Source organism: Methylovulum psychrotolerans (assembly GCF_002209385.1).
GTDB classification, from domain to species: Bacteria; Pseudomonadota; Gammaproteobacteria; order Methylococcales; family Methylomonadaceae; genus Methylovulum; species Methylovulum psychrotolerans.
Genome location: NZ_CP022129.1, coordinates 2,331,449 through 2,357,579 on the forward strand (window position 1 = coordinate 2,331,449; position 26,131 = coordinate 2,357,579).

The 26,131-nt window shown below is 51.8% G+C and carries 23 protein-coding genes; 13 read left to right on the plus strand and 10 right to left on the minus strand.

Annotated features, from left to right (window positions below; all coding sequences use genetic code 11):
• Window positions 1–113 precede the first annotated feature (113 nt).
• Both glnL and ntrC read left to right on the plus strand, forming a co-directional pair.
• A complete protein-coding gene (gene glnL, locus CEK71_RS10625; RefSeq protein ID WP_088619359.1) occupies window positions 114–1,163 on the plus strand; it encodes a nitrogen regulation protein NR(II) in 1,050 nt (349 codons plus the stop codon).
• Window positions 1,156–2,565: a nitrogen regulation protein NR(I) gene (ntrC, locus tag CEK71_RS10630; protein WP_088619360.1), complete on the plus strand. Its 1,410-nt coding sequence runs from the start codon at window positions 1,156–1,158 to the stop codon at window positions 2,563–2,565. Before glnL ends, ntrC begins: the two co-directional genes overlap by 8 nt.
• Window positions 2,566–2,631: 66 nt before the next feature.
• Here ntrC and rsfS read toward each other — a convergent pair whose 3' ends face one another.
• The 3 genes from rsfS to CEK71_RS10645 are packed head-to-tail and all read right to left on the minus strand — an operon-like array spanning window position 2,632 to window position 4,903.
• Entirely contained in the window at window positions 2,632–2,985 is a 354-nt protein-coding gene (rsfS, locus tag CEK71_RS10635) for a ribosome silencing factor (protein ID WP_088619361.1), read from the minus strand.
• Between the two features lie 35 nt (window positions 2,986–3,020).
• Entirely contained in the window at window positions 3,021–3,647 is a 627-nt protein-coding gene (gene nadD, locus CEK71_RS10640; RefSeq protein ID WP_088619362.1) for a nicotinate-nucleotide adenylyltransferase, read from the minus strand.
• Window positions 3,647–4,903 (minus strand): glutamate-5-semialdehyde dehydrogenase, encoded by a 1,257-nt coding sequence (locus CEK71_RS10645; RefSeq protein ID WP_088619363.1) that lies wholly within the window; start codon window positions 4,901–4,903, stop codon window positions 3,647–3,649. The genes nadD and CEK71_RS10645 overlap by 1 nt, the downstream gene beginning before the upstream one ends.
• 728 nt (window positions 4,904–5,631) lie before the next feature.
• On the opposite strand from CEK71_RS10645, the gene CEK71_RS10655 reads away from it, so the two are divergent.
• The 4 genes from CEK71_RS10655 (at window position 5,632) to bchE (ending at window position 11,230) form a co-directional block, all read left to right on the plus strand.
• Window positions 5,632–6,420 carry a DUF5765 domain-containing protein gene (locus tag CEK71_RS10655; RefSeq protein ID WP_088619364.1) on the plus strand — a complete coding sequence of 263 codons (789 nt, stop codon included), beginning with the start codon at window positions 5,632–5,634 and terminating at the stop codon, window positions 6,418–6,420.
• A 121-nt stretch (window positions 6,421–6,541) separates the two neighbouring features.
• Window positions 6,542–8,086, plus strand: coding sequence for a Re/Si-specific NAD(P)(+) transhydrogenase subunit alpha (locus tag CEK71_RS10660; protein WP_088619365.1), 1,545 nt, complete (start codon window positions 6,542–6,544; stop codon window positions 8,084–8,086).
• 13 nt (window positions 8,087–8,099) lie between these two features.
• Window positions 8,100–9,530 carry a Re/Si-specific NAD(P)(+) transhydrogenase subunit beta gene (pntB, locus tag CEK71_RS10665; protein WP_088619366.1) on the plus strand — a complete coding sequence of 477 codons (1,431 nt, stop codon included), beginning with the start codon at window positions 8,100–8,102 and terminating at the stop codon, window positions 9,528–9,530.
• A gap of 155 nt (window positions 9,531–9,685) precedes the next feature.
• Window positions 9,686–11,230 (plus strand): magnesium-protoporphyrin IX monomethyl ester anaerobic oxidative cyclase, encoded by a 1,545-nt coding sequence (gene bchE, locus CEK71_RS10670; protein WP_088619367.1) that lies wholly within the window; start codon window positions 9,686–9,688, stop codon window positions 11,228–11,230.
• Window position 11,231: 1 nt separating this feature from the next.
• On the opposite strand, the gene CEK71_RS10675 is transcribed toward bchE, so the two are convergent.
• The 6 genes from CEK71_RS10675 to CEK71_RS10700 form a co-directional block, all read right to left on the minus strand.
• Window positions 11,232–11,810, minus strand: a complete 579-nt coding sequence (locus CEK71_RS10675) for a PqiC family protein (RefSeq protein WP_088619368.1) — start codon at window positions 11,808–11,810, stop codon at window positions 11,232–11,234.
• 2 nt (window positions 11,811–11,812) lie between these two features.
• Complete coding sequence (locus tag CEK71_RS10680; RefSeq protein WP_088619369.1) at window positions 11,813–13,426, minus strand: PqiB family protein; 1,614 nt, start codon at window positions 13,424–13,426, stop codon at window positions 11,813–11,815.
• Window positions 13,423–14,052 carry a paraquat-inducible protein A gene (locus CEK71_RS10685; RefSeq protein WP_088619370.1) on the minus strand — a complete coding sequence of 210 codons (630 nt, stop codon included), beginning with the start codon at window positions 14,050–14,052 and terminating at the stop codon, window positions 13,423–13,425. Before CEK71_RS10685 ends, CEK71_RS10680 begins: the two co-directional genes overlap by 4 nt.
• On the minus strand, window positions 14,049–14,675 hold the full coding sequence (locus CEK71_RS10690) for a paraquat-inducible protein A (RefSeq protein ID WP_088619371.1): 627 nt from the start codon (window positions 14,673–14,675) through the stop codon (window positions 14,049–14,051). The genes CEK71_RS10685 and CEK71_RS10690 overlap by 4 nt, the downstream gene beginning before the upstream one ends.
• Before the next feature lie 72 nt (window positions 14,676–14,747).
• Window positions 14,748–16,979, minus strand: a complete 2,232-nt coding sequence (locus CEK71_RS10695) for a heavy metal translocating P-type ATPase (RefSeq protein ID WP_088619372.1) — start codon at window positions 16,977–16,979, stop codon at window positions 14,748–14,750.
• A 19-nt stretch (window positions 16,980–16,998) separates the two neighbouring features.
• The gene (locus tag CEK71_RS10700; RefSeq protein WP_088621579.1) at window positions 16,999–17,214 is read right to left on the minus strand and encodes a heavy-metal-associated domain-containing protein; all 216 of its coding nucleotides are present in this window, start codon (window positions 17,212–17,214) and stop codon (window positions 16,999–17,001) included.
• 169 nt (window positions 17,215–17,383) lie between these two features.
• On the opposite strand from CEK71_RS10700, the gene hflD reads away from it, so the two are divergent.
• Genes hflD through CEK71_RS10720 form a run of 4 tightly spaced genes read left to right on the plus strand, consistent with a single transcriptional unit; the run spans window position 17,384 to window position 20,977 of the window.
• Window positions 17,384–18,007 carry a high frequency lysogenization protein HflD gene (hflD, locus tag CEK71_RS10705; RefSeq protein ID WP_088619373.1) on the plus strand — a complete coding sequence of 208 codons (624 nt, stop codon included), beginning with the start codon at window positions 17,384–17,386 and terminating at the stop codon, window positions 18,005–18,007.
• 5 nt (window positions 18,008–18,012) lie between these two features.
• Window positions 18,013–18,939 (plus strand): ABC transporter ATP-binding protein, encoded by a 927-nt coding sequence (locus CEK71_RS10710; protein WP_088619374.1) that lies wholly within the window; start codon window positions 18,013–18,015, stop codon window positions 18,937–18,939.
• Complete coding sequence (locus CEK71_RS10715; protein ID WP_088619375.1) at window positions 18,936–19,688, plus strand: ABC transporter permease; 753 nt, start codon at window positions 18,936–18,938, stop codon at window positions 19,686–19,688. The genes CEK71_RS10710 and CEK71_RS10715 overlap by 4 nt, the downstream gene beginning before the upstream one ends.
• Window positions 19,685–20,977, plus strand: a complete 1,293-nt coding sequence (locus tag CEK71_RS10720) for a GldG family protein (RefSeq protein WP_088619376.1) — start codon at window positions 19,685–19,687, stop codon at window positions 20,975–20,977. The genes CEK71_RS10715 and CEK71_RS10720 overlap by 4 nt, the downstream gene beginning before the upstream one ends.
• 147 nt (window positions 20,978–21,124) lie before the next feature.
• Here CEK71_RS10720 and CEK71_RS10725 read toward each other — a convergent pair whose 3' ends face one another.
• Window positions 21,125–22,102, minus strand: coding sequence for a malate dehydrogenase (locus CEK71_RS10725; RefSeq protein ID WP_088619377.1), 978 nt, complete (start codon window positions 22,100–22,102; stop codon window positions 21,125–21,127).
• 211 nt (window positions 22,103–22,313) lie between these two features.
• On the opposite strand from CEK71_RS10725, the gene CEK71_RS10730 reads away from it, so the two are divergent.
• From CEK71_RS10730 to glyA, 3 genes are all read left to right on the plus strand, one after another.
• Window positions 22,314–23,171, plus strand: a complete 858-nt coding sequence (locus CEK71_RS10730; protein ID WP_088619378.1) for an NADP-dependent methylenetetrahydromethanopterin/methylenetetrahydrofolate dehydrogenase — start codon at window positions 22,314–22,316, stop codon at window positions 23,169–23,171.
• 6 nt (window positions 23,172–23,177) lie between these two features.
• Window positions 23,178–24,518 carry a glycerate kinase type-2 family protein gene (locus CEK71_RS10735; RefSeq protein ID WP_088619379.1) on the plus strand — a complete coding sequence of 447 codons (1,341 nt, stop codon included), beginning with the start codon at window positions 23,178–23,180 and terminating at the stop codon, window positions 24,516–24,518.
• Between the two features lie 242 nt (window positions 24,519–24,760).
• A complete protein-coding gene (glyA, locus tag CEK71_RS10740; protein WP_088619380.1) occupies window positions 24,761–26,014 on the plus strand; it encodes a serine hydroxymethyltransferase in 1,254 nt (417 codons plus the stop codon).
• The last annotated feature ends 117 nt before the right edge of the window (window positions 26,015–26,131 follow it).

Sequence of the window (26,131 nt, forward strand, 5' to 3'; positions counted from 1 at the left end):
AAAGCCTTCTGATTCGCCTAAGGTGCAACTGCAATAACCCTTACACGCACCGTAGACAATTGGTCTAATAATTGCTATACCCTAGCGTAACTTAAAATGGACTTACCCACATCATGTATAAACGCATTCTTGACCACCTTAACACCGCCATTTTGCTATTTAATAGGGATTTAGTCCTTACCTATATCAATACGGCTGGGGAAATTTTGCTGGCGGACAGCTTCCATCACTTGGTCGATCAAAATGCTGGCGATTTGTTTAAGTCGTCTGACTCAGCTTTGCTGTTAAATCTAAAACAATGCTTGACCATGGGCGAGCCCTTGGTTGAGCGGTCATTAACGCTCAACCGGATGAGCCAGAATATCACCGTTAACCTCAGCGCCACGCCGCTGTTAAATAAAGATGAAATTATCGAAATTCTGCTTGAGCTTCAGCAAGTGGATTCACATTTGCGCATTTCTAAAGAAGAGCGCCTGCTGACCCAGCAAAATACCGCCAGATTATTGGTCAGGGGCTTGGCGCATGAAATCAAAAACCCTTTGGGCGGTTTGCGGGGGGCTGCGCAATTGTTGGACTTGGAATTGCACGACCCTGAACTGAAAGAATACACGCAAATTATCATTGCCGAATCTGACCGCCTCCAAGGTCTGATGGATAAAATGCTTGGCCCTAATAAGCTCCCCAATAAAAAATCCCTGAATATCCATGAAGTATTGGAGCGCGTCAGGCAATTGGTGCAGGTCGAATCCAGCGGCAATCTCATGGTAAAACATGATTACGACCCAAGTATTCCAAATATACTCGGTGATAAGGATTTGCTGATCCAAGCAATTTTAAATATCACCCGTAATGCAGTCCAAGCCACCGAAGGCAAAGGGCATATTATTATCAAAACCCGTATCCATAGGCACATGACGATAGGCCGCAAACATTACAAGCTGGCGGCAAAAGTGGACATTATTGACGACGGCCCAGGCATAGATGCGGATATGCTGAACCAAATTTTTTATCCCATGGTAACAGGCCGGGCCGAAGGCACGGGTTTGGGGCTGTCAATTGCCCAATCCCTGATTAACCAGCATAACGGCATTATTGAATGCAACAGCGAACCTGGCAATACCGTATTTTCAATCTATTTACCCGTGGAGACCGGCAATGAATAACTCCGAAACCGTCTGGATTGTTGATGACGATAAATCTATCCGTTGGGTGGTGGAAAAGGCTTTACAAAAAGCCGCCATCAACACCCGCAGCTTTTCGGGCGCGAAAGAGTTGCTGGTTGCCTTAGAGCATGATATCCCCGACGCGTTAATTACCGACATCAGAATGCCGGGCATGGATGGATTGGAGTTATTGAAAAGAATTCAAGACAACCATCCTAAGCTGCCCGTCATTGTCATGACGGCGCATTCTGACTTGGAAAGTGCGGTGTCGGCTTTTCATGGCGGGGCTTTTGAATATCTGCCGAAGCCTTTTGACATTAAAGAAGTGGTGGATTTGGCGCACCGTGCCTGTATCCACGGGCGGCAACAGCATTCTGTTACCGAGGAACATGCCACGCTGGAAGCGACACCGGAGATTATTGGCGCGGCCCCGGCGATGCAGGAGGTGTTTCGGGCCATTGGCCGCTTGGCAAAGTCCCATATCACCGTGCTGATTAACGGCGAATCCGGCACGGGCAAGGAATTGGTCGCCAAGGCTTTGCATCGGCACAGCCCACGCGCCAAAAATCCGTTCATTGCCCTGAATATGGCGGCGATTCCTAAAGATTTGATGGAATCGGAATTATTCGGCCACGAAAAAGGCGCGTTTACTGGCGCGGCGGCGCGGCGGGCCGGGCGTTTTGAGCAAGCCAACGGCGGCACTTTATTCCTTGACGAAATAGGCGACATGCCCGCCGAGTTGCAGACCCGTTTGTTAAGGGTCTTGGCCGATGGCGAATTTTATCCGGTCGGCGGCCATGCTTCGGTAAAAGTCGATGTGCGTATCATTGCCGCCACCCACCAAAATCTGGAGGTGCTGGTACAGCAAGGCCGTTTCCGTGAAGATTTGTTCCATCGCCTGAATGTCATCCGCATCCACATCCCGCCCTTACGCGACCGTAAGCAGGACATCCCGTTATTATTACGGCATTTTTTAAACCAAGCCGGACAAGAGCTAAATACCGAGATAAAGACGTTAAAAGCCGAAGCGGAAGGTTTTTTAAGCACGTTGGAATGGCCGGGTAACGTCAGGCAATTAGAGAACATTTGCCGTTGGCTAACCGTGATGGCATCAGGGCGGGAAATCCATCTGCATGATCTGCCCCCGGAATTGCTTAATACCCCGGCGGAAAAAATCACCGCCGGTTCCGATTGGGAATCGTTACTGAGGGTTTGGGTCGACCAGCAATTGTTTAATAAAGAAAACGAAGTCGCCAAACAGACGATCCCGACGGTGGAAGCCATCTTAATTAAGTCGGCACTGAACTTTACCCATGGCAAACGCCACGAAGCGGCCATTTTACTGGGTTACGGGCGCAACACCCTGACGCGTAAGATAAAGGAATTGGGGATAGAGGATTAGTGCTTAGCGGGTTGGCAGGATACTGCTGACCCGCCAGTCCATGCCATCCCTAAGCCCCGTTTATCGTTAACCAGCCACAAAAGCCCTTTCTCTAGGCGCATCGACCGACCATAATTTTTCCAATTGGTAAAACTCACGGGTTTGGGCGGTCATGGCGTGGACAATCACATCACCCAAATCCAATAAAATCCAATCGGAACCCAAATCACCTTCCATACCCAGCGGCGTTAAGCCCTGTTCTTTCACGGTCGAGGCGACATGCTCGCACATGGATTTTAAGTGGCGGTCGGAGGTGCCGGTCACTAATACCATATAATCGGTAAAACTGGTCTTTTCTTTGACATCTATCGTCGTGATGTGTTGACCTTTGCGGTCATCCAAAACGGTTTGGACGATTTTCAATAATTCTTCTGTTTGCATTCAATTTCCTGACGTTAAAAGTGTGCGCCCGAAGCTTATTCGGGCACTTGATAAAGTTGGTGTTGCCTGATGTAGGCGATAACCGCATCAGGCAATAAAAAACTGGGGTCTTGCTGTCTGGCGATACAGTTTCTGATGGCTGTCGCAGAAATGTCCAAGGCGGTGACGGCCTGAAAAAACAGCTTTCCCGCTAAGACACCGCATAAGTCTTGGCTATTGCGCGTACAGCGACCCCGTAAGAACCCCTCTACGCGCTTGGCCGTACTGCCGGGTCTGGTCATCACGACAATATGCGCGTAATCGAACAACTGTTGCCAACGGTGCCAGCCGCCCAGATGGTTAAAGGCATCGTTGCCGATAAACAGCAGCAAAGGCTGATCGGGAAAATCGCCGCGCAACGAGGCCAATGTATCGACCATAAAGGAAGGCTGTGGGCGTTGTAACTCACGGCGGTCACAGATTAAGCCAGTATGGCCGACCAACGCCAAGTCCAGCATGTCAGCACGCCTTTCGGGGCTGACTTGCGGCGCTTGCCGGTGCGGCGGCTGGGCGTTGGGTATTAGCCGCACTTGCGCCAAACCGAATAAGTCCCTGACTTCGATGGCACAGCGCAAGTGCGCATAATGGATGGGATTAAACGTCCCGCCTAACACACCTATCATTATTGCCGGATATGCCCGTCACCTAACACGATGAACTTTAATGAGGTTAAGCCTTTTAGGCCGACAGGGCCGCGGGCGTGCAACTTGTCGGTGCTGATGCCGATTTCCGCGCCCAAGCCGTATTCAAAGCCATCGGCAAAACGGGTGGAGGCATTAACCATAACTGAGCTGGAATCGACTTCACGCAGAAAACGCCGCGCTAAGGTATAGTTTTCGGTGACGATGGCTTCGGTATGCTGCGAACTGTAGTGGCTGATATGCTCCATCGCTTGGTCTATGCCATCGACAATACGGATAGACAAAATCGGCGCGAGGTATTCGGTATGCCAGTCCTGTTCGGTGGCGCGGCTACATTCGGGAATTAGTGAGCAGGTTTTTAGGCAGCCCCGCAATTCGACCCCTTTTGCCAAAAAAATGTCCGCCAATAACGGTAACACCCGATGGGCGATGCTTTCGGCGACCAACAGGGTCTCCATGGCATTGCACACGCCATAACGGTGGGTTTTGGCATTATCGGCAATCGCCACCGCCTTAGCAATATCGGCTTGGTCGTCGATATAAACATGGCAAATGCCGTCCAAATGCTTAATGACCGGAATGGTCGCTTCTTGGCTGATACGCTCAATCAGGTTTTTGCCCCCGCGCGGCACAATAATGTCGACATAGGCGTTCATGGTGATCAGTTCGCCGACGGCGGCCCGGTCGGCGGTGGCGACAATCTGCACGGCGGTGTCGGGCAATTCTGCCGCTTGTAAGCCTTGGCTAATGCAGGCGGCAATCGCTTGGTTGGAATGCAGGGATTCGGAACCGCCGCGCAAGATGCAGGCGTTACCGGATTTTAGGCACAACGCCGCCGCATCCACCGTCACATTCGGACGGGATTCGTAAATGATACCGATAACGCCTAAAGGCACGCGCATTTGCCCGACTTGGATGCCGCTGGGACGGTAACTTAAATCGGTGATTTCGCCGACCGGATCCGGTAGGGCGGCAACTTGCTTTAAGCCTTCGATCATCGCATCAATGGCTTTGGGCGTTAAGGCCAGCCTATCCAGCGCGGCGGCGGGCAGGCCATTGGCCAAGCCTGCCGCCAAATCTTTTTGGTTTTCGCTCGCCAAGACACTGCGGCTGTGGTCAATCGCGTCGGCGATAGCCAGTAAGGCGCGGTTTTTTTGGCCTGATTCGGTGCGGCTGAGTACCCGCCCTGCGTGCTTGGCATTACTGCCCAGCGTTTGCATATAGTCTTTAATGTCCATTTTTCACCAACAGGTTGGAGGTTAACGGATGATTATAACGGCTAATGCTTAGCATTAACAGCCTCTCTATCGGTTAAGTCACTGATTTTGCATTTTTAATGTGACGAAGGCTTAAATGGCGGCAAACGGTAGAGGTTATTTACTAATGTTACGCAGTCACTTTTGCGATATTGAAAAATGTAGCGATGAGTCGCTATCGCGATGGTTTTTTTAATCGGGTTCTCGCACCCGAAGGCGAGATACTTTCTTTTGCTCCGCCAAAAGAAAGTATCCAAAGAAAAGGCGGCCCGATTGCCGCTTGATCCTGCGCTTCTCGGTTTTGTCGGGGGTCGGCAGAAGGGGCTCCTGCCCCTCTGCCGACGCGCGGCATCCTTGCCGCGCCCCTTTATGCCCTATGGGTATTCGGGCTGATCCCGACAAAACCTGCGATGCTCGGCGCGGCAAACGGGGGTAAAGCACGTTACTTCGTAACGTCAGTTATTTATCAATCCCTGTTTATTTGTAATAGAATAAAAGGGTTTTGCTGGATGCCGGACTGTTTGGCAGGCCTTAAAGACGCTAAAATGGGTAGCCGGGCTTTTCGGGTTGACACAACCGGACAAGCCTAGGGCAAAACGAATTTTATACCCGTTTAAGAAAAGGATAGTACCGTTATTGCAGCCCACACCCTTTGGAGGTTGTGTGAACTGGCGGTATGTACATAATAATAAATAAAGAGGTTAAGTTTTATGTGTTGGAGTGGAGAAGCGTCAGGCGTTTTGGCCGCCGCAGGTCTGAGTACCGCTGTCTATGTTGCTATGAAGGGCGAATCCAAAGAGTTATGGATTCCGCTGACTTATTTCGCCCTAATGGAATTGTTACAGGCATTTACCTATGTCTATATTGATTTGTGTGACAATCCGAATAATCAGATACTCACCTTGTTTGGCTATCTGCACGTCGCCTTCCAGCCGTTTTTTGTCAATATGGTGGCGATGTATTTTATTCCCGAAGCGGTAAAGCTGAAAATACGCACCGCTGTGTACACAATTTGTGCCGTAGGCTCTTTGGCGATGCTGGTAAAAATGTACCCGTTCGTCTGGGCGGGGACATGCAATGTCGGCATTGAAGGCTTTTGCGGCCCGGAAGTGTGTTCTACCCACGGTGCATGGCATATCGCCTGGCACATGCCGTTAAATGGCCTGTTATCCGATCCGATTACCTGGTTGTTTGATTTTCGATGGGGCTTACATGCCCTCACCTATATCCTTGTCGCTTTCTGTTTGCCGGTCATTTACGGCTCTTGGCGGTTCGTCGCGTTCCATTATGTGATTGGCCCTTGGATATCCGATGTCACCACCAATGACCCGAATGAGTATGCGGCGGTGTGGTGTCTGTTTTCAATCGCCTTGTGCGTATCGGTCATTAAAACGCCGATTCGGAAACATCTGCATGTAAAAAGCTGGCCGTTTTATAACAAAGCCGCCAGCGACAGCATAGAAACAGGTGTACCATCTGTCCTCAAGCCATTAGACTGATTAAGCATCAGGCGGTTTTTTTCATTGATAAGCCGCCATTAATCTTTTATGCTCAGGGCTGAAGGTTTGACTATTTTCATAAACCTTTGGCCTTGGTTAAACATAACTCACAGGAGACTGTATGAAGATCGGTATACCTAAAGAAATTCACCGGGGCGAGAAGCGGGTCGCTACGACCCCGGAAGCCGCCGCCCAGATTATCCAGCTTGGCTTTAGCGTCATGATAGAAAGTGGGGCGGGGCTAGCCGCCAACATTTCCGATGAAGCTTATCAAGCGGCAGGTGTGGCCGTGGTTGACCAGAAAACCTTATGGCAGGATGCCGATATTGTCATGAAAGTCCGTGCCCCTGAACGCCGTCCGCGCTTAGGAATAGATGAACTGACGGCCTTGCATGAAGGCCAGACGCTGATCAGCTTTATCTGGCCTGCCCAAAACGCCGAGTTGATGCAAACCTTAGCGGATAAAAACGCCACTGTGCTGGCAATGGACAGCGTACCGCGCATGTCCCGCGCCCAAAAAATGGACGCGCTCAGCTCTATGGCCAATATTGCCGGCTACCGGGCGATTATCGAAGCCGCCCAGCATTTTGGCCGCTTTTTTACCGGGCAAATTACCGCAGCGGGTAAAGTCCCCCCCGCTAAGGTCTTAGTTATTGGTGCCGGGGTCGCCGGTTTGGCGGCAATCGGTACGGCGAAAAGCATGGGGGCGATTGTTAGGGCCTTTGATACCCGTCCCGAAGTGAAAGAGCAAATCGAAAGCATGGATGCGGAATTTTTAATGCTCGATTTTAAGGAAGAAGGCGCGGGGGTTGGCGGTTATGCCAAAACCATGTCACCGGAATTTATCGCCGCCGAAATGGCCTTATTTGCCGAACAGGCCAAAGAAGTCGATATTATCGTCACTACGGCGTTGATCCCCGGTAAACCCGCCCCTAAACTGATTACCGCCGAGATGGTGCAATCCATGAGAGCGGGTAGCGTCATTGTCGATTTGGCGGCAGAACAGGGCGGCAACTGCGAATTGACCGAGAAAGACAAAGTGACGGTAGCCCATGATGTTACTATTATTGGCTACACCAATTTGCCCAGCCGCTTAGCCAACCAATCCAGCCAACTGTACGCCACCAATTTGCGGCACTTATTGACCGAGCTGTGCCCGGGCAAGAATGGCGTTATTAACGTCAATATGGAGGATGAGGTCATCCGGGGTGCAACCGTCATTAAAGAAGGTAAAATCACTTGGCCACCGCCCCCCCCGACTCTCTCCGTCGCGGCGGCAAAACCTGCGGCGGTAGCCGAAGCGGTTATTAAAGCCCCGCCCGCTCCACCTTCTGTGCTGAAGCAACTGTTACCGTTACTCATCGGCGGCTTGGCCTTGTTCGGTATCGGGGCGGTCGCGCCCGAATCGTTCATGACCCATTTTACGGTGTTTGTTTTGGCCTGTTTTGTCGGCTATCAAGTTATCTGGAATGTTTCGCCCTCCCTACATACGCCTTTAATGAGCGTCACCAATGCCATCAGCGGCATTATCGTCATTGGCGCGATTGTCCAAGTATCGTCACCCGCAGTCGGCTTACTGGCGGGTTTGGCGATCTTGATTGCCTCCATCAACATCGGTGGGGGCTTTTTGGTCACGCGCCGCATGTTAGACATGTTCAGAAAATAAGCGGAGAAGCGAAATGTCCCATAGTTTAGTTACAATGTCTTACATTATTGCCGCCATTCTGTTCATTCTGAGCTTAAGCGGTTTAAGCAACCAAGAAACCGCCCGACGCGGCAATTATTACGGCATGGCAGGTATGGCGATTGCCATTATCGCCACCGCCTTAAGCGGGGCGGTGAGCATTTCGGCTTATCCTATCTTAATCATTGCGATATTAATCGGCGGCACAATCGGCTCTATGTTGGCCGCTAAAGTCGCCATGACACAAATGCCTGAGCTGGTCGCCATCATGCACAGCTTAGTCGGCATGGCGGCGGTACTGGTCGGTTTCGCCAACTTTATGGACAGCGCCAGCGGCTTGGAAGGGGTTGAAAAAACCATCCATGAAATCGAAATTTATATCGGCATCCTCATTGGTGCCGTCACCTTTTCGGGTTCAGTGATCGCCTTTTGCAAGCTGAGCGAAAAAATCAGCGGCAAACCGCTGTTACTGCCTGGCCGCCACTGGTTTAACCTGCTGTTGTTGGTTGCCGTGTTCATACTCGGCGCCCAATTCCTGGGACAAACCGAAGAGGGCGGCGGCAGCTTGCCGATGCAGTTCCTTAACCATAACGGCGCGTTGCCCTTGTTGATCATGACCGTCATTGCCTTGGTTTTTGGGGTACACATGGTTATGGCAATAGGCGGGGCCGATATGCCAGTGGTCGTGTCCATGCTCAACAGCTATTCCGGCTGGGCGGCGGCGGCGACCGGCTTTATGTTAAGCAATGATTTGCTGATCGTCACTGGCGCGCTAGTCGGCAGCAGCGGGGCAATCCTGAGCTATATCATGTGCCATGCCATGAACCGTAACTTCCTCAGCGTTATCGCGGGTGGCTTTGGTACCGCCTCAGGCGGTGCAGCGGCGGTGATCGAAGGCGACGTGCAGCCGATTGATGCCGACGAAACCGCACAACTGTTGCTGGATGCTAAAAATATCATGATCATCCCCGGTTACGGCATGGCCGTCGCCCAAGCCCAGCACACCGTCTACGAAATCACCAAACTGTTGCGTGAGAAAGGCAAAAAAGTCCGCTTCGGTATCCATCCGGTCGCCGGACGTATGCCCGGCCACATGAACGTACTCTTGGCAGAAGCCAAAGTACCTTATGACATCGTGTTTGAAATGGAAGAGATTAACGACGATTTTGCCAATGTCGATGTCTCCATCGTCATCGGTGCCAACGACATCGTTAACCCCTCGGCCCTAGACGACCCAAACAGCCCGATAGCCGGAATGCCCGTATTGGAATGCTGGAAAGGCAAAACCACCATCGTCCTCAAACGCAGCATGGCCTCCGGTTATGCCGGCGTAGGCAACCCGCTGTTTGTCTTAGAAAACACCCGCATGTTGTTTGGCGATGCCAATGCGACCATGCAGGCGGTTTTGAAGGCGTTGAGGGGTTAAACCACACCTCCCTGGCGGCATAGGCCGTCAGGGTTCCTTGCCCATGCCATTGGGTGGGAGCCTTTCCCCGCTACGAAGCCCTTTATCAAAACGGTATATCTGCTAGTTATTGCTTTAGCGATAATCCTTGCGCAACACATCTAAGCGAGCAGACGATGAATAGTAACCCTTATAAAATACTGCTGGTTAACCCACCCCATACAGCGATAGGCAGCCGTATCCCCAAAGAGCAGTTGCCGCCCCTGGGTTTACTGAGTGTTGGCGGGCCACTGCTAGATGCGGGCTTTAATGTCACATTGTTAGATGCCGAATTCGGCCCGCTGCCATTAGCGGCGATTACCGGACAGATTAAAGCCGTGCAACCGGATTTGCTGCTGATGGGGCATTCGGGTTCCACGTCAGCACATGAGACCATCATGCAGATTGCGGCCTTGGCTAAAGCCGCCCTGCCCGCCATCCAAATAATTTACGGTGGCGTGTTTCCGACTTACCATTGGCAAGATGTGCTGGACGGTAACCCGCAAATCGATTACATCGTGCGCGGCGAAGGTGAACGCACAACCGTTTTATTAGTTCAGGCATTACTGGCAAAAACCGATCTGGAAACCGTGAAAGGCATTGCCTTTAGGAAAGCGGGTAAAACTGTCGGCACGCCGCCTGCGGAAATGCTCAAAGATTTGGATGCGTTCCGTGTGGGCTGGGAGCTGATTGACCATAGCCGCTATTCGTATTGGGGCCACCGACGGGCGGTGGTAGTGCAATTTTCGCGGGGTTGCCCTTATTTATGCAGTTATTGCGGCCAGCGCGGCTTTTGGACACAATGGCGGCATCGGGATCCGGTAAAATTCGCCAAAGAACTGGCCAGACTGCATCGGGAACAGGGTGTTCAGCTGATTAACTTTGCTGATGAGTTGCCGACCGGCTCGAAAAAAGCATGGCGGACTTTTCTTGAGGCGTTGATTGCCGAAGATGTCAACTTAACGCTGGTAGGCTCGACCCGCGCGGGCGATATTGTCAGGGACGCGGACATTTTACATTTATACAAAAAAGCTGGGGTCATCCGTTTTTTGCTGGGCATTGAAGGCTATGATGCAGAAACCTTGCAAACCATCAAAAAAGGCACGACTATAACCGAGGACAAGGAGGCTATCCGCTTGCTCCGTCAGCACGGCATCATTTCTATGGCGACTTACGTTATCGGTTTCGAAGAAGAGACCGACCGCAATTATTGGCGCTCATTACAATTTTTGTTGGCCTACGATCCTGACCAAATCCAATTGGTTTATGTGACCCCGCACCGTTGGACACCCTATTTTCCCACGGTCGCCAGCCGAAAAGTCATCCAAACCGATACGCGTAAATGGGATTACAAGCACCAAGTCTTAGCCACCACACAAGTGCCGGCATGGCGGGTGTTTTTATGGGCAAAAACGATTGAACTGGTCATGCAGGCCCGTCCTAAAGCTATCTTGCGGCTTATTTTTGGTTATGATGCAGAATTCCGCCATGCCATGCGCTGGTATACCCGCATGGGCAGACGGGTATGGTTACATGAAATTAAAGCCTTTCTGTGCCGGATTAAGCCCTTAGCAGACGGGCCAACCTTAGAGGAATTCTGGGGGACATCGCTGCATAAGCAAGAACAAGCGTTGGCTAAGGGACATAAAAAAGTGGCTGCCCAAACCAATATCTCCCTTTAGCTTACAGTTTCTGCAAAGCTACCGACAATTCCGAGCAAAACTGCCCCAATACTTGGCTGAGCGCGTGTACGCTAGCCGGATACGAGGTGTCGATCAACGCATGGCTAATTTTACTACGGCCATTATCAATGATTTTGTGGTTACTTTCATCCATAATTGCCCACGTCGCTTCAAAATTAACCGCAATGCCCGGACGGGTATCAAAGCGGGTGATGTCCACCAGCACCCGATAATTGACCGTGCCGTAAGCGCTCCACGGATAGGGCCTAATAAAATTTTCCGGTTGTAATTGGGTCAGGTTTTGGGTCAGCACATCTAAGACATTATCTTTTAGCGGGGCGGCCCATTGATGGAATTCCGCCACGTCAATTCCGTTCATCAGAGTGCGGGTGACTATTTGTTTACGGTCTAATAGGGGCGGCAGGGTAATGGGGCCGACACCGATCAGGCGTTTTTTCATATCCTTAACGGTGGGTGCGGCAGGTTGGCTAACCGCTTCCAAGACATAAAAATGCGTCGCCGGGGTCGAAGCGCACCCGGCCAGTAGCATAGCCAATAACGCTAGAGATTTTTTTATCATGATCAATCGGCCTTTTTCCCGCGAATTAAGGTGTCTGGATGTTGTTGCAAATAGTCGGCTAACTGTTTGACCGAACTGGCGGTTTGGGAAAACTCTTGCAATAGCCTATCTAATTCATAATGGGTTGTAGAGCCCGGCTCCAATGAATTTAATAACTGGTGCGCGGCAGCGATAGTCTTATCGGCATTGACCAATGTCTCTTTAACACCGGACAACGTATCTTTAGCGCCGACCAAGGTATCGGTGGCCGCTTTTGACGTCGTTTGCAAGGTCTGCATCGTTTTCGTCGTTTCTTCGGTCAATTCTTCCAAAGGCAATTTAGCGATTTTATCCATAATGGTTTGGGCAGAATGGGTAAATTGGTCTAAAGAACTGGGTATGGTCGGAAACTCAGGATAGATACTGGAATTGTTGCTGGTCAGGCTAATTTTATTTTTGGGGTGAAAATCCAAATCAATCAGCAGTTGTCCGGTTAATAAACTGCCGGTTTGCAATTGGGCGCGTAAGCCTTTTTTAACCAATTCTTCCATAATGTCTTTATGGCTGATGTCCGGCAAATTATTGACCGTCTCAATACGGTTAGGTTGCAGCTCTACAGTAACCGGAATGCGGATTTCGGCAGTTTTTTCATCCAGTTCCAGTTTGATATGGGACACTTTGCCGATAGGGATACCGCGCAACTGTACGGGCGCACCTTCGGTCAGGCCGCGCACGGAACCGTTAAAGTACATGACGTATTTTAGGGTGTCGCCGGAAAAGACTTCTTCGGACTGCTCATAATTGTCGTATAGAGTAAATTCGCTGTTCTCCGGTTGCACATCGCCGGCCTTATCATAAACAGACGTGCGGAAAGCAATGCCGCCGCTCAATAAGGAAATCAGCGGGCCCGTGCGGACTTTAAAGCCGTCGGCACTGGCGGACAAATCCACGCCGCTATCCATCCAAAAGCGGGTGTTTTTTCTGACAAACTGATCGTAAGGTTTATTGATGAACACTTTTAGCTTAATGGCATCGGCGGCAGTGGACAATTCATGACTAAGCACTTCACCGACACTGATGCCATGAAAACTGATCGGCGTCCCCGCATGTAAGGAACCCAGGTTATTGGTTTCCAAAACAAATTGCCGCCCTTCGGCATTGGTTTTCAGTAATGGCGGGGCAACTAGGCCGACAAAGTGTGTTTGGTCGCCGCCATCGCCGGGCTTCACTTCAATATAAGGCCCTGATAACAATGTACCCAAACCCGACACGCCCCCTAAGCCGACTTGCGGCCTGACCACCCAAAAACTGGTCTGTTCTTTCAGATAACGCTCCGCCTCACTGTGCATTTGGGCGCTCACTTGGATAGTTTGCAGATCGTCGCTGATGGTAATATCGGTCACTTTGCCGACTTCGACATTCAGGAATTTGATTTTGGTTTTGTCCACTTCCAAGCCGTCGGCATTAGGAAAGCTGATGGTGATTGTCGGGCCTTTGGCGGCGACCGATTTATAAATCAGCCAACCGCTGATAAGCAGGGCAATCAGCGGTAACAACCACACCAAAGGGAAACGGAGTTTTTTATCAATGACAGGCTCTTCGGCCTGATACGCATCGGGGTCAATAAAATCGTTCATAGCTTATGCTGCTTATCCCAGATCAGACGCGGGTCAAAGCTTTTTGCCGCCAGCATGGTCAACACCACTACCGCCGCAAAAGCCGTTGCCGCCGAACCTGCGATCACTTGTGAAACGCCGCCGCTTAAATCGACCACGGCAACCAGAATGGAAATCATAAAAATATCTAACATAGACCAACGCCCAACAAACACAATCAGGCGATAAATGCGCATCCATAAATGTGGCCGGGCTTGCCAACGTAGTTGGACATTGAGCAGTAATAAGCTCAGCCCGATTAATTTTAACAGCGGTACGACGATGCTGGCTATGAAAACCAGCACCGCAATAGGTGCCATGTCTTTTTCCACCAAGGCGATAATGCCACCGATAATGGTGTGCCGTTCGGTCATACCGAGTTGGGTGACGGTCATAATCGGGAAAATGTTGGCGGGGATGTACAGCACATAGCTACTGAGCAATAAGGCCCAGGTTTGTTGCAGGCTATGTGGCCTGCGGACATGCAACGGCTCCCCGCAGAGCGGGCATAAACGGGCGTGGCGGCGGTTGAGCAGTTTGCACAGATGGCCGCAAATAGGGCAACGTAGCAAATGTTGGGCTAAGGCGGTTTGCTCAGGGGTTTTCATGGGTTTTCATGGGTTTTTTTGTCTAAGTCGGCGATGCTTTGCCAAAACAAATAACTGTCTAAGCTGGTTGCTAACATGACATTGACCAGCAACAAGGCGATAAAAGCATATAGGCCAAAACCAAACTGCACATCGGCGGTGTCCGAAAGTTTAACGCAAGCGACGATAATGCCCAGCATATACACTTCCAGCATCGCCCATTCCTCCAAATGTTGCCACCAGCGCAACCAATGTGCGAGATGGGGATGCGGGCGTTTCAGGTAAAGGTGCAGGCTGACCAGAAAGGCCAAGGTAATGTTCAGCAACGGTACAAAGATGCTTGCCAGAAACACTAATAGGGCCACCAACCATAGACCTTCGGCAAATAGTCCGACCGTACCCGCCCAGAGGGTGCTTTCGTTGCTGTTGCCCATAAAACGGATGCCGATCAGCGGCAAAAGATTGGCGGGGAGCACCAAAATCAAACCGGCGACGGATAGGGCCAAAACTCGCTCAATACTTTGGGGGCGCGGCCTATGCAGTAAATAACCGCAACGCGGACAATCGACTTTTGTCCCGATGGCCGACTGCACAGGCTTTAGCAGCAAATCACATTCAGGGCAGACATCTAGCGGCTTGCTCATAGGGGGGTGACGGTACATCTGATATTGGGTTTTAATAAGAGGGGCCGTGTTAGCGCACACAGCCCGTCTTGCTTACCACTTCATCCAACGTAAGCGGTTGGCATTGGTGACAACGGTCAATGACGACATAGCCATTGCCGCCCCTGCAATCATAGGATTTAACAGAATGCCGAAAACAGGATACAACAATCCGGCGGCGACGGGAATACTGAGGACATTGTAAAAAAACGCCCCCACTAAGTTTTGCCGGATGTTGGCGACGGTGGCTTTCGATAAGGCGATGGTTTCCGGCACTTTCAACAAGGAGCCTTGTAAGATCACCACATCGGCGCTTTCTATCGCGACATCGGTACCTGTACCTATCGCTAAGCCGACATCGGCCTGTGCTAAGGCGGGCGCATCGTTAATCCCATCCCCAACCATGCCGACAATTTCGCCGCGCTCTTGCAAGGCCTTAATTAAAGCCGCCTTATCCTGCGGCAACACTTGCGCATTGACTTCGGCAATGCCCGCCTGTTTGGCAATGGCATGGGCGGTGATCTGGTTATCGCCAGTCACCATAATAATGCGGATACCCAAGCTTTTCAATTGCGTGACCGCAGCTTGGGAGTCTTTTTTCAGCGCGTCGGCGACGGCGATCATGCCGACAATCTTATCATCTACCGCCAATAACATCGGGGTTTGCCCTAATGCCGACAATTTTTCCAATTTGTTATTATAGCGGGTAAATTTAACGCCTTCCTTATCCATTAACGCCTTATTGCCGAACAACAGGCGTTGGCCTTCACAGATTGCGCTGACACCTAAACCTGTAATGGCGGCAAAATCGCTGACGGTTTTAAGGGGCAACTGTTTTTGTTTGGCAGCAGCCAAGATGCTTGCCGCTAAAGGATGCTCGGAAGCCGCTTCAATACTCGCCGCCAATTGCAGCACGGCGTTTGCGTCCAAGTCGGCCATCGGTTCAATCACGGCGACGGTCGGCTTGCCTTCCGTCACTGTGCCGGTCTTATCGACCACCAGACAGGTCAGTTTGCCCGCCATTTGCAATGCGTCGCCGTTACGGATCAAGATGCCCGCTTGCGCCGCCCGCCCGACCGCCACCATGACCGAAATCGGTGTCGCCAAACCTAAGGCGCAAGGACAAGCAATGACCAACACCGTCATTGAGGTGACAAACGCATAGCCTAATGACGGGGCTGGCCCGAACGACCACCAGACCAGAAAAGTCAGCACAGCGATACCGATAACGACCGGCACGAAAACACCGGATATTTTATCCGCCAAACGGGCAATATCGGGTTTGCTGTTTTGCGCTTGGCGGACGCTTTTAATGATTTGCGCTAAAGCCGTGTCTCGGCCTATGTGGGTGGCGGTAAACAAAAAGCTACCGGATTGGTTAACCGTGCCGGCCACCACTTTAGAGGCGACGGCTTTTTCCACAGGTAGTGGCTCGCCCGTCAACATAGATTCGTCAACCGTCGAGTGGCCTGAGAGCAACAGCCCGTCCACGGGGATTTTCTCACCTGGCCGAACCCGTACCGTTTCGCCCAAACCGACCAGCTCTATGGCAATGTCAATTTCCGCGCCGTCCCGCAGCACTCGTGCGGTGCGCGGCTGCAAACCGATTAACTGGCGGATTGCCCCAGAGGTTTTGCCTCTAGCGCGGGTTTCCAAGGCCGTACCCAAATTAATGAAGGCTAAAATAACCACCGCCGCTTCAAAATAGGCGTACTTTGCCAGTGACGGCAACACCGCATGGTAATCAATGACCACACAGGAATACAGCCAAGCCGACCCCGTACCTAAGGCAATCAGGGTGTCCATATTGGCTTGCCCCAACTGCAAAGACTTAACCGCCCCGCTATAAAAATGCCAACCGGAATAGGCCATAATGCCTAAGCTGATTAAGGCCAGTTCCGGCCACAACCATAAGCCCGCCGATGAGCCTATGGCGGGTAACCATTGCCAATGGTCGCCCAACATTAATAACAGCCCAAAACCGCCCGCCACCATGGCTTTGTTCAGCAACTGCCGATAACGGACAGCCTCTTGCTGCTCTTGGGCGCTCAAGTCTTCAAGCCCCTCCATCACGGCGGCATCGTAACCCGCCTGCCTGACCGCTTCAGTCAATAACCCAGCATCCGCTGAACCGCTGACCGAAGCCGAATGGTCAGCAAAATTAACGCTGACCGCCGTAACGCCAGGCACTACCGCTAAAGCGCCTTCCACGGCACTGACACAGCCCGCACAACGCATACCCGCAATAGACAGGCGCATAGCATCGTTATGTTCTTCAGTATTCATGGGTCACCTAATGCCGGACTTAAAGGGAGACAACGGTATAACCCGCATTGGTAATGGCATCTTTAATCGCGGCAAGCGTGGTTTTTTCAGCATTAAAATCAACTTGCACTTGTTGCTCTTGGCTGGAAGCCTTAATGTAGACCACGCCATCAATATCATTCAGCTTATGGGTCACATTGGCTTCACAGCCGCCACATTTCATGCCAGTTACTTTTAATATGACCGATTCACGCATGATTTCTTTCTCCAATGATGATTTATTGTTATTTTTATGGACAATTGCCAACTGTAAGCTATAAAGTTCTTAGCATGGCCTATATTACGCCCTTTATCCGCTAAACTAAATTGAACAGCGGCGTTTATTCTTGATACGATAGCAACCCTCCCCAACCATAGCAATAACTATGCAATTACAAACCATCACCCACCAGACTATCGCGCTAGCCGGAGTCGCCCAAGCCGCCGCTTTGGTGCAGCAGCTAGCCACCACCGGAACCGCCGATGCCACCGCTATGGAGGCGAGTATAGGCAGTGTGTTAAAAATAGATACCGATACGGTGCTTGACGTTTATGGTAGCTTGGCGGGGCTTCATTTGGGGCTAGTGCAACTACAACAGCAAATGACCAACTATAAAATCGCCAATGCCGAACAGGCGCGTTATTCCGCGTCATTAGTGTTTTTGGAAAACCAATTGTCCAAACAACCCAAATCGCTCAGAATTATCACGACAGGCGTTGAAAAAGCCCAGATACAAGCCGGCCATTTCGGTTTGCTGCATGAAAATGTCATTGCCAACCTTGCCGATATTTACAGCAACACTATCAGCAAATTGCAACCCAGAATCATGGTCAACGGCGATAGCCATTATTTGACCAATACCCATACTGCCGATAAAATCCGCGCGTGCTTGTTGGCGGGCATCCGCTCCGTTATCTTATGGCGGCAATGCGGCGGTACCCGTTGGAAATTTTTGTTTTACCGGAAAAAAATCCAAGCCGAATTAGAGAAATTGTTAACTCAGGTATAAGCCCCATGACCTTATTGATAGAGGCCGAACATCTTTACCGTTATTACGGCAAACAGTGTGCTGTTAAAGATGTGAGTTTTACCCTTAAACGCGGCGAAGTGCTGGGCTTTTTAGGCCCTAACGGTGCGGGCAAGACCACGACCATGCAAATGCTCTGCGGCTTACTGACCCCCAGTTCCGGCAGCATTAAAATCAATGGTGTTGATTTGTCGGCAAATGCAAAAACCGCCAAACAAAGCCTGGGTTATTTGCCCGATACCCCGCCACTCTACAAAGACCTGACTGTACAGGAATATTTACACTATTGCGGACAACTGCACGGCCTCAGCAAAACCGCGTTATTGCCCGCCATTAGCCAAGCCCAAGAACGCTGCGGCCTTCTGGAAGTCAAACGGCGGCTGATCGGGCAATTGTCTAAAGGTTTCCAACAGCGCTTAGGCATCGCCCAAGCCATTTTGCATAACCCTGACGTGATTATTCTCGACGAGCCTACCGTCGGTTTAGACCCCTTACAAATCCGCGAAATCCGCGCCTTAATCCGTGAGTTGGGGCAAAGCCACGGGGTTATCCTCTCGACACATATCCTCAGTGAAGTACAGGACTCCTGTACCCATGTGCAAATCATCCACCAAGGGCAACTTATCCTGCATGAAAGCATTGCCGGACTGGCACAATTTATGGACACGGGCATTTTGCAAGTGGCCACCCGGCTTGCCCCCGATACCGACAGCTTAGCCACCATCCCTGGCGTACTGCGCATTGAAGCCTTAACCGCCACGCATTTGCACATCCATTATCGGCTCAGCGCCAACCCCAGCCAAGCCCTGACTGCGGCCATTATCGCCGCCGGGTGGGAATTACAGGAACTCACCCCCTTGAAAAAATCGATGGAAGATATTTTTATCAGCCTGACCGAGGATAAACGGCCATGATCTTGACCATCGCCACACGCGAATTTAAGACCCTGTTCATCTCCCCGATTGCGTGGAGCATTTTGGCGGTATTGCAGCTAATATTGGGCTATTTGTTCCTAAAACAAGTGGAGACTTTCATGGTGTTGCAGCCTAAATTGTCGGCCATCCCCAGCGGTCCCGGCCTGACCGATATTGTGGTGCCGCCGCTGTTCGGCAATGCCGCCATTATTTTGTTACTGGTCGTACCGCTGCTGACTATGCGCTTAGTTGCCGAAGAACGCCGCAACAAAACCTTGCCGCTGTTGTTGTCGGCGCCGCTTGCCAATAGTGAGATTATCATCGGCAAATTTTTAGGCTGTTTTGGGCTATTGGCGGTGGTGGTCTTATTAATCACTATTATGCCCTTATCGCTATTATTAGGCGGCGAATTGGATATGGGCAAACTGTTTTCCAATGTTTTGGCCTTACTGTTGCTGGTAGCTGCCCTGACCGCCGCCGGACTGTATTTATCCTGCCTCGCCCAGCACCCGATTGTTGCGGGTATCGGCAGCTTTGGCCTGCTATTGCTGTTATGGCTAGTTGACACGGGGACGCAGATGCGCGACACGCGCAGCGCTTGGCTGGACTATGTGTCTTTGTTACGGCATTTCCAAAACCTGCAAAGCGGTTTGCTTAGCTCTGTTGATGTCGGCTATTTTCTGCTGTTCATCGGCGGCTTCCTCTTGCTCAGTGTCCGCAGCTTGGCTAACCTTCGCTACCAAAAATGAACTTATTCCTAACCCGCTACCCGCGTTTAAAAAACCGTTTGTTAACTTTGGCGATACTGGGCTTATTGGCCTTAGCCGGTTGGTTAAGCACCTTGTATCCGCTACGTTGGGATATGACCGCCCATGCCGGCAACACCTTGTCGGTCGCCTCGCAAAAATTATTGGCGGCCATGCCGGACGACGTTAAAATTACGGCCTATCTGAAAAAAGGCCAGCCGGTACGCTTACAGATTGCCCAATTGCTGGAACGCTACAGCCGCCACAAAGCGAATTTTTCGCTCAGTTTTATCGATCCTGACAGCCAGCCGGAAAAAACCCGTGAATTGGAAATCGGCCCGGAAGGCATGGTGCTGGTCGAGTATCGCGGACATACGGAAAAACTGAAGTTTGTTGACGAATCGACCCTGAGCAATGCGTTGCTGCAACTGAGCCACGCCGAGCGGCGCTGGGTGAGCTTTTTGACCGGACACGGCGAACGCGCACCCGACGGTGTCGCTAATTTTGCCTGGGGGCAATTCGGCAAAGAATTGGCCTTGCGCAACATCACCGCCTTACCGCTGAATCTGGCGAATGTCACCACCATTCCCGACAATTCCGGTGCCTTAGTGATTGCCGACCCCAGTGTGCCGCTGTTGCCGGGCGAACTGGCGATGCTCCGTCAGTATATCGATAAGGGCGGCAATCTGTTGCTGCTGGCCGAACCGGGCAACCAGCATCTGGCGGCTTTGCAAAAAAACCTGGGCTTGCAGCAAGCGCCCACGGCGATTATCGACACCAGCACCCGTCTATATGGCATAGACGACCCTAGCTTTGTGATTGCCAGCGCTTACCCCGACCACCCGATCACCCGTGGCTTGCAATTGATTAGCGTTTATCCGGCGGCGGTGGCCTTAAGTGCCGATAAAAGCAGTTCCTTCCAGGCCAAGCCGTTGTTGGAAAGTGCCGGGCAAGTCTCGGCGACGGCCGCCAACCCTAGCCAAGTGTTTGCCTATACCCTGACGCGTAATGTTGATAAAAAACAGCAACGGATAGTGGCTATCGGCGACAGTGATTTTCTGGCTAACGCTTATCTGGGCAATGTCGGCAATTTGGATGTCGGGATGCGCATCATTAACTGGTTACTGCAAAATGACGAATTTATTGATATTCCCATCCAAACGGCGACCGACAAAAGCTTAAACTTGCCGTCTCTTGCCGTTGCCGTCATCGGCTTCGGTTTTCTGCTCGGCCTGCCGCTGGTCTTGGTGGTGACAGGCTTTGTCATTTGGTATCGGCGTAAAAGCCAGTAGAGAGCAATGGTGGAGCGCGGGCATCTTGCCCGCCCTTGCGGGCAAGATGCCCGCGCTCCACCATCCTACATTCTTTAGCGTTTGACTGACTTATTTCCTAGCCATGCCTTAACGCAGTCCGTTACGGCAACTTGCCTTTAGGCCCTATTAAAACAAATATCTGACCGCGTCCCGCTCTTCTTTCAATTCCGCTTCCGACACGCGCAAGCGTTGCAAGCTAAACTCGTTAATATCCAAGCCTTTAACAATGCTGACTTCGCCGTTAAGCACAGTGACCGGATACGAGAAGACCAGCCCGGCTTCTATGCCGTAGCAGCCGTCAGACAAAATCCCCATGCTGACCCAATCGCTGGTATCGGTGCCAAATATCCACGTCCGCATCTGGTCGATGGCGGCATTGGCGGCGGACGCGGCGCTGGACTGCCCTCTGGCTGTCAGCACTTCCGTGCCGCGTTGCTGGACGGTGGGGATAAAATCCTCAATAAACCATTTTTTCGGCACCAACGATAAGGCATCTTGGCCTTTGACTTTGGCATGGTGCAGATCCGGGTATTGGGTGCAGGAATGGTTGCCCCAGACGGTCATATTTTTAATGTCGGTGGCCAGCACCCCGCATTTTTCCGCCAGGTGGCTGATGGCGCGGTTATGATCTAAGCGGCTCATGCAGGAAAAGTTTTCCGGCTTTAAGCCAGGGGCGTTTTTAATGGCAATCAGCGCATTGGTATTGGCAGGGTTGCCCGTCACCAACACTTTGACACCCCGGCTGGCCACGGCATCTAAGGCCCTGCCCTGCACGGCAAAAATTTCCGCATTGACTTCCAGTAAATCTTTGCGCAGCATACCCGGCCCGCGCGGCCGCGCACCGACCAAAAACGCGTAATCGACATTTTTAAACGCCACCAGTGGGTCGTCTGTCACGACAATACGGTGCAATAAGGGACTGGCGCAATCTTGCAGTTCCATGACCACGCCTTTTAAGATGGGCATTGCCGGGGCAATTTCCAGCAAATGCAAGACAATGGGTTGATCCGGGCCTAACAGCAAACCTGCCGCCAAACGGAATAACAAAGAATAACTGATTTGTCCGGCGGCTCCGGTCACTGCGATATGGATAGGGGTTTTCATCTATGTTCCTGTGCTTTTATTGTTATCATTATTAACTGCTACCTTTCTGACCAAAACTAATCGCTACAATTCCTGCAATCGTATCACTCATAGCTGAATAAAATCACGCATTATCCATTTTAAATCCTAACTGGCTTCAGCCTAGCAGGGTTACAATATCGCGTATAATACCGAACCCCACCTTTTTTCACACAGACTTATCAGGTTAATCATGAAAAAGTTGTTATTTCAGTTCGATACCGATCTGCACCCGGCCGTTTTTGATACGGTGGTCGGCTATGACGGCGGTGCCGATCACGTTATCGGTTACGGCGGACTGACTCCAGAAACTGTCAAACCCTTGGTGGAAGGCGCCATTTTTACCCGCGCCCCCAAAGACAAAAAAAATACCGCCATTTTTATTGGCGGCAGCGATATGATTGCGGGGCAAACCTTATTGGTCGCCGTGCAAAGCCATTTTTTCCCTGGTTTTCAAGTGTCGGTCATGCTGGACAGCAATGGCAGCAACACCACGGCGGCGGCGGCGGTCGCCAAACTGGCGGTTAGCGGTACGTTGGCAGGCAAAAAAGCCGTAGTCTTAGCGGGTACTGGCCCGGTCGGGCAACGGGCGGCAGTCATGCTCGCCCAAGAAGGTGCCAGCGTGTCCTTAACGGCGCGGACCTTAGCGCGTGCCGAACAAGCCTGTGACACGATGCGGGCGCGGTTCGGGGTGGAGTTGACCCCTGTGGAAGCGTTCGGCCATGAAGACCGCGCCGCCGCCATTGCCGATGCCCAGATTGTGTTGGCGACCGGAGCGGCCGGGGTTGAATTGCTGAAACCCGAACATTGGCAGGATAACCCACACCTGGAAATGCTGGCTGATGCCAATGCCACACCGCCGTTAGGGATAGGCGGCATGGATATGATGGACAAAGGCATTATGCGGCACGGTAAAATTATGTGGGGAGCAATTGGCTTCGGGGCATTAAAGCTAGCCTTGCACCGCGCCTGTATCGCCCGATTATTTACTGATAACAAACAGGTGCTGGATGCCGAAAATATCTTCGCCTTAGCCAAAGAAATGGCTTAATAGCTGATGCCCTTAACCGCGCAATTAAGGCAACACGCCCAAGCTATTTTTCAGGCGGGTGTTGCCGCCGCCGATCCTTACCAAGCCGTTAAACGCTGTTTGACGGCTAACGGCACCTTGCTGGACATCCGTCTGAATGACGGCAACACGCACACCCGCCGCTGGACAAAAATCCATCTTATTGCCTTCGGCAAAGCGGCCTGTGCGATGGCAAGCGCCGCACACGACAGCATTCCCCCCTATTTGCTGGATGCTCACCCGATTGCCGTGACCAATTATGAAAACGTCACCGATTTGGCGGCCATTAAAGTTGTCGGGGCAAGCCACCCTTTGCCTGATGCCGAAGGCTTTTATGCCGCCCAGTGCATTGCCGAGATAGCCAGTGATGCCCAGCAAGGCGAACTGCTGTTAGTTTTAGTCAGTGGCGGCGGCTCCGCCTTAATCCCCTACCCTGTACCCGGCATCAGTCTGGCGGAAAAAGTCGCCACCACCGATGTGTTGCTGGCGAGCGGCGCGACCATTAATGAAATTAACTGTGTCCGCAAACATTTGTCGCAATTAAAAGGTGGTGGCTTGGCAAAACTGGCTTATCCCGCCGATGTCCATGCCTTGATTTTATCGGATGTGTTGGGTGACGACCTCAGCGCCATTGCCAGCGGCCCTACAGTCGCCGACCCGACGACGTATAGCGATGCGGTTGCCATTTTAAAAACCAGACAGGCTTGGGACAAAATCCCCGCCGCCGTGCAACAGCATTTGCACCAAGGGGTACAGGGTGCTATCGCCGAAACCCCCAAAGCGAATGGCACGATTTTTTCGCGTAACAACCAAACCTTAGTTGGCAGCAATGCCCTCAGCGTCAATGCCATGCTTCAGACGGCACGGCGACTAGGCTATCCTAGCCAGTTGTACAGCGGCCATTTATGCGGCGAAGCCCGCACAGTTGCCAAGGATTGGGTGACGTACGCCAAAACCCTACAGCAGCCTGTGGCGTTAGTGGCGGGCGGCGAAACCACCGTCACCTTACAAGGCAACGGGCGTGGCGGGCGTAACCAAGAAATGGCCTTAGCATTTGCCCTGGCCGCACAACAACAAGGTTTAGGTGGCCAATGGGCTTTCCTAAGCGGCGGCACTGATGGCCGCGACGGCCCGACCGACGCGGCCGGGGGCTTGGTTGACGCAGGCACAATAAGCCGTATGATAAGCCCAGACTCGGCAGCGGCCCACTTGGCAAATAACGATTCCTACCCAGCTTTACAACGCGCCGGCGACTTGTTGGTCACTGGCGCGACAGGCACTAATGTCGCCGACCTGCAAGTCCTATTACTGATACCCGCCGCTGTTTAGGAAGGTGCATGAAATAAAATCGAAAGTACAGCAACCCCCTCCCAGCCTCCCCCTTGTCAGGGGGAGGGGCTTTTTCCCTAATTTTTGCTTGTACGACGGGGAAGCCATAAGCTCCCTCCCCTGCCAAGGGGAGGGCTGGGGTGGGGTTTAACACGCTGAGGCGTAATAGAACGCCGACTTTATTTCATGTACGTTTCTTAGCGTTATGCCCCTTACCGAACAACCCACAATCAGGAGATACCATGTTTAATAAATCCATGTCCATCCAAGGCTTTGACGATGACTTATTTAACGCTATGGAAGAAGAGCGCCAGCGCCAAGAAGACCATATTGAGCTGATCGCTTCAGAAAACTATGCCAGCCCACGGGTGATGGAAGCGTTAGGGTCACAACTGACCAATAAATACGCCGAAGGTTATCCTGGCAAACGTTATTACGGCGGCTGCGAATTTGTCGATAAAGCCGAACAGCTCGCTATTGACCGCGCCAAGGCGTTATTTGGCGCAGACTATGCCAACGTTCAAGCCCATTCTGGCTCACAAGCCAATATGGCCGTATTTATGGCGATGATGCAGCCGGGCGATACCCTTCTCGGTTTAAGCCTAGCCAGTGGCGGCCATTTAACCCATGGGGCAAAACCGAATTTTTCCGGCAAACTCTACAACGCGGTGCAATATGGGCTTGATGCCGACACTGGCGAGATTGATTATGAGCAAGTCGAAGCTTTAGCCTTGGAGCATAAGCCGAAAGTATTGGTTGCGGGCTTTTCCGCCTATTCCAGAATTTGGGATTGGCAACGCTTCCGCGATATTGCCGATAAAGTCGGGGCTTATTTTGTCGTCGATATGGCACATGTCGCAGGTCTGGTCGCGGCGGGTTTATACCCCAACCCCGTGCCTTTTGCCGATGCCGTCACCAGCACCACGCACAAATCCTTACGCGGCCCACGCGGCGGCTTGATTGTTTGCCGTAGTAACCCGGATCTGGAGAAAAAAATCGACTCGAACATTTTCCCCGGCATCCAAGGCGGCCCCTCCATGCACGTCATCGCCGCCAAAGCCGTGGCCTTTAAGGAAGCGATGGAACCGGAATTTAAAGCCTACCAACAACAAGTCATCACCAATGCCCAAGCCATGGCGGCGGTGTTTATGGAACGCGGCTTTGATGTGGTGTCCGGCGGTACTGATAACCATCTGATGCTGGTGTCCTTGGTTTCTAAAGGCATTACCGGCAAAGCTGCCGATGCCGCTTTAGGCCGAGCCCATATCACCGTCAACAAAAATGCCGTACCCAATGACCCGCAATCGCCTTTCGTCACCAGCGGCATCCGCGTCGGCACCCCCGCCCCCACCACCCGTGGCTTTAAAGAAGCCGAAGTGACCGAAATTGCCCACATGATGTGTGATGTGATGGAAAACCTGGACGATGAAACGGTGATTGCCTCTGTACAGAGCCGGGTCGCCGAGCTTTGCGCTAGGTTTCCGGTTTATGGCTAATCAATGGTTGTGCCTAATGCAACCTATAGCACCTAAACCTATGACTTAAAGATCATTCATCACGAAGAGGACACGACGTTTTCAGTTAGCCTCTTCGTGTCCTTCGTGGCGGATTAT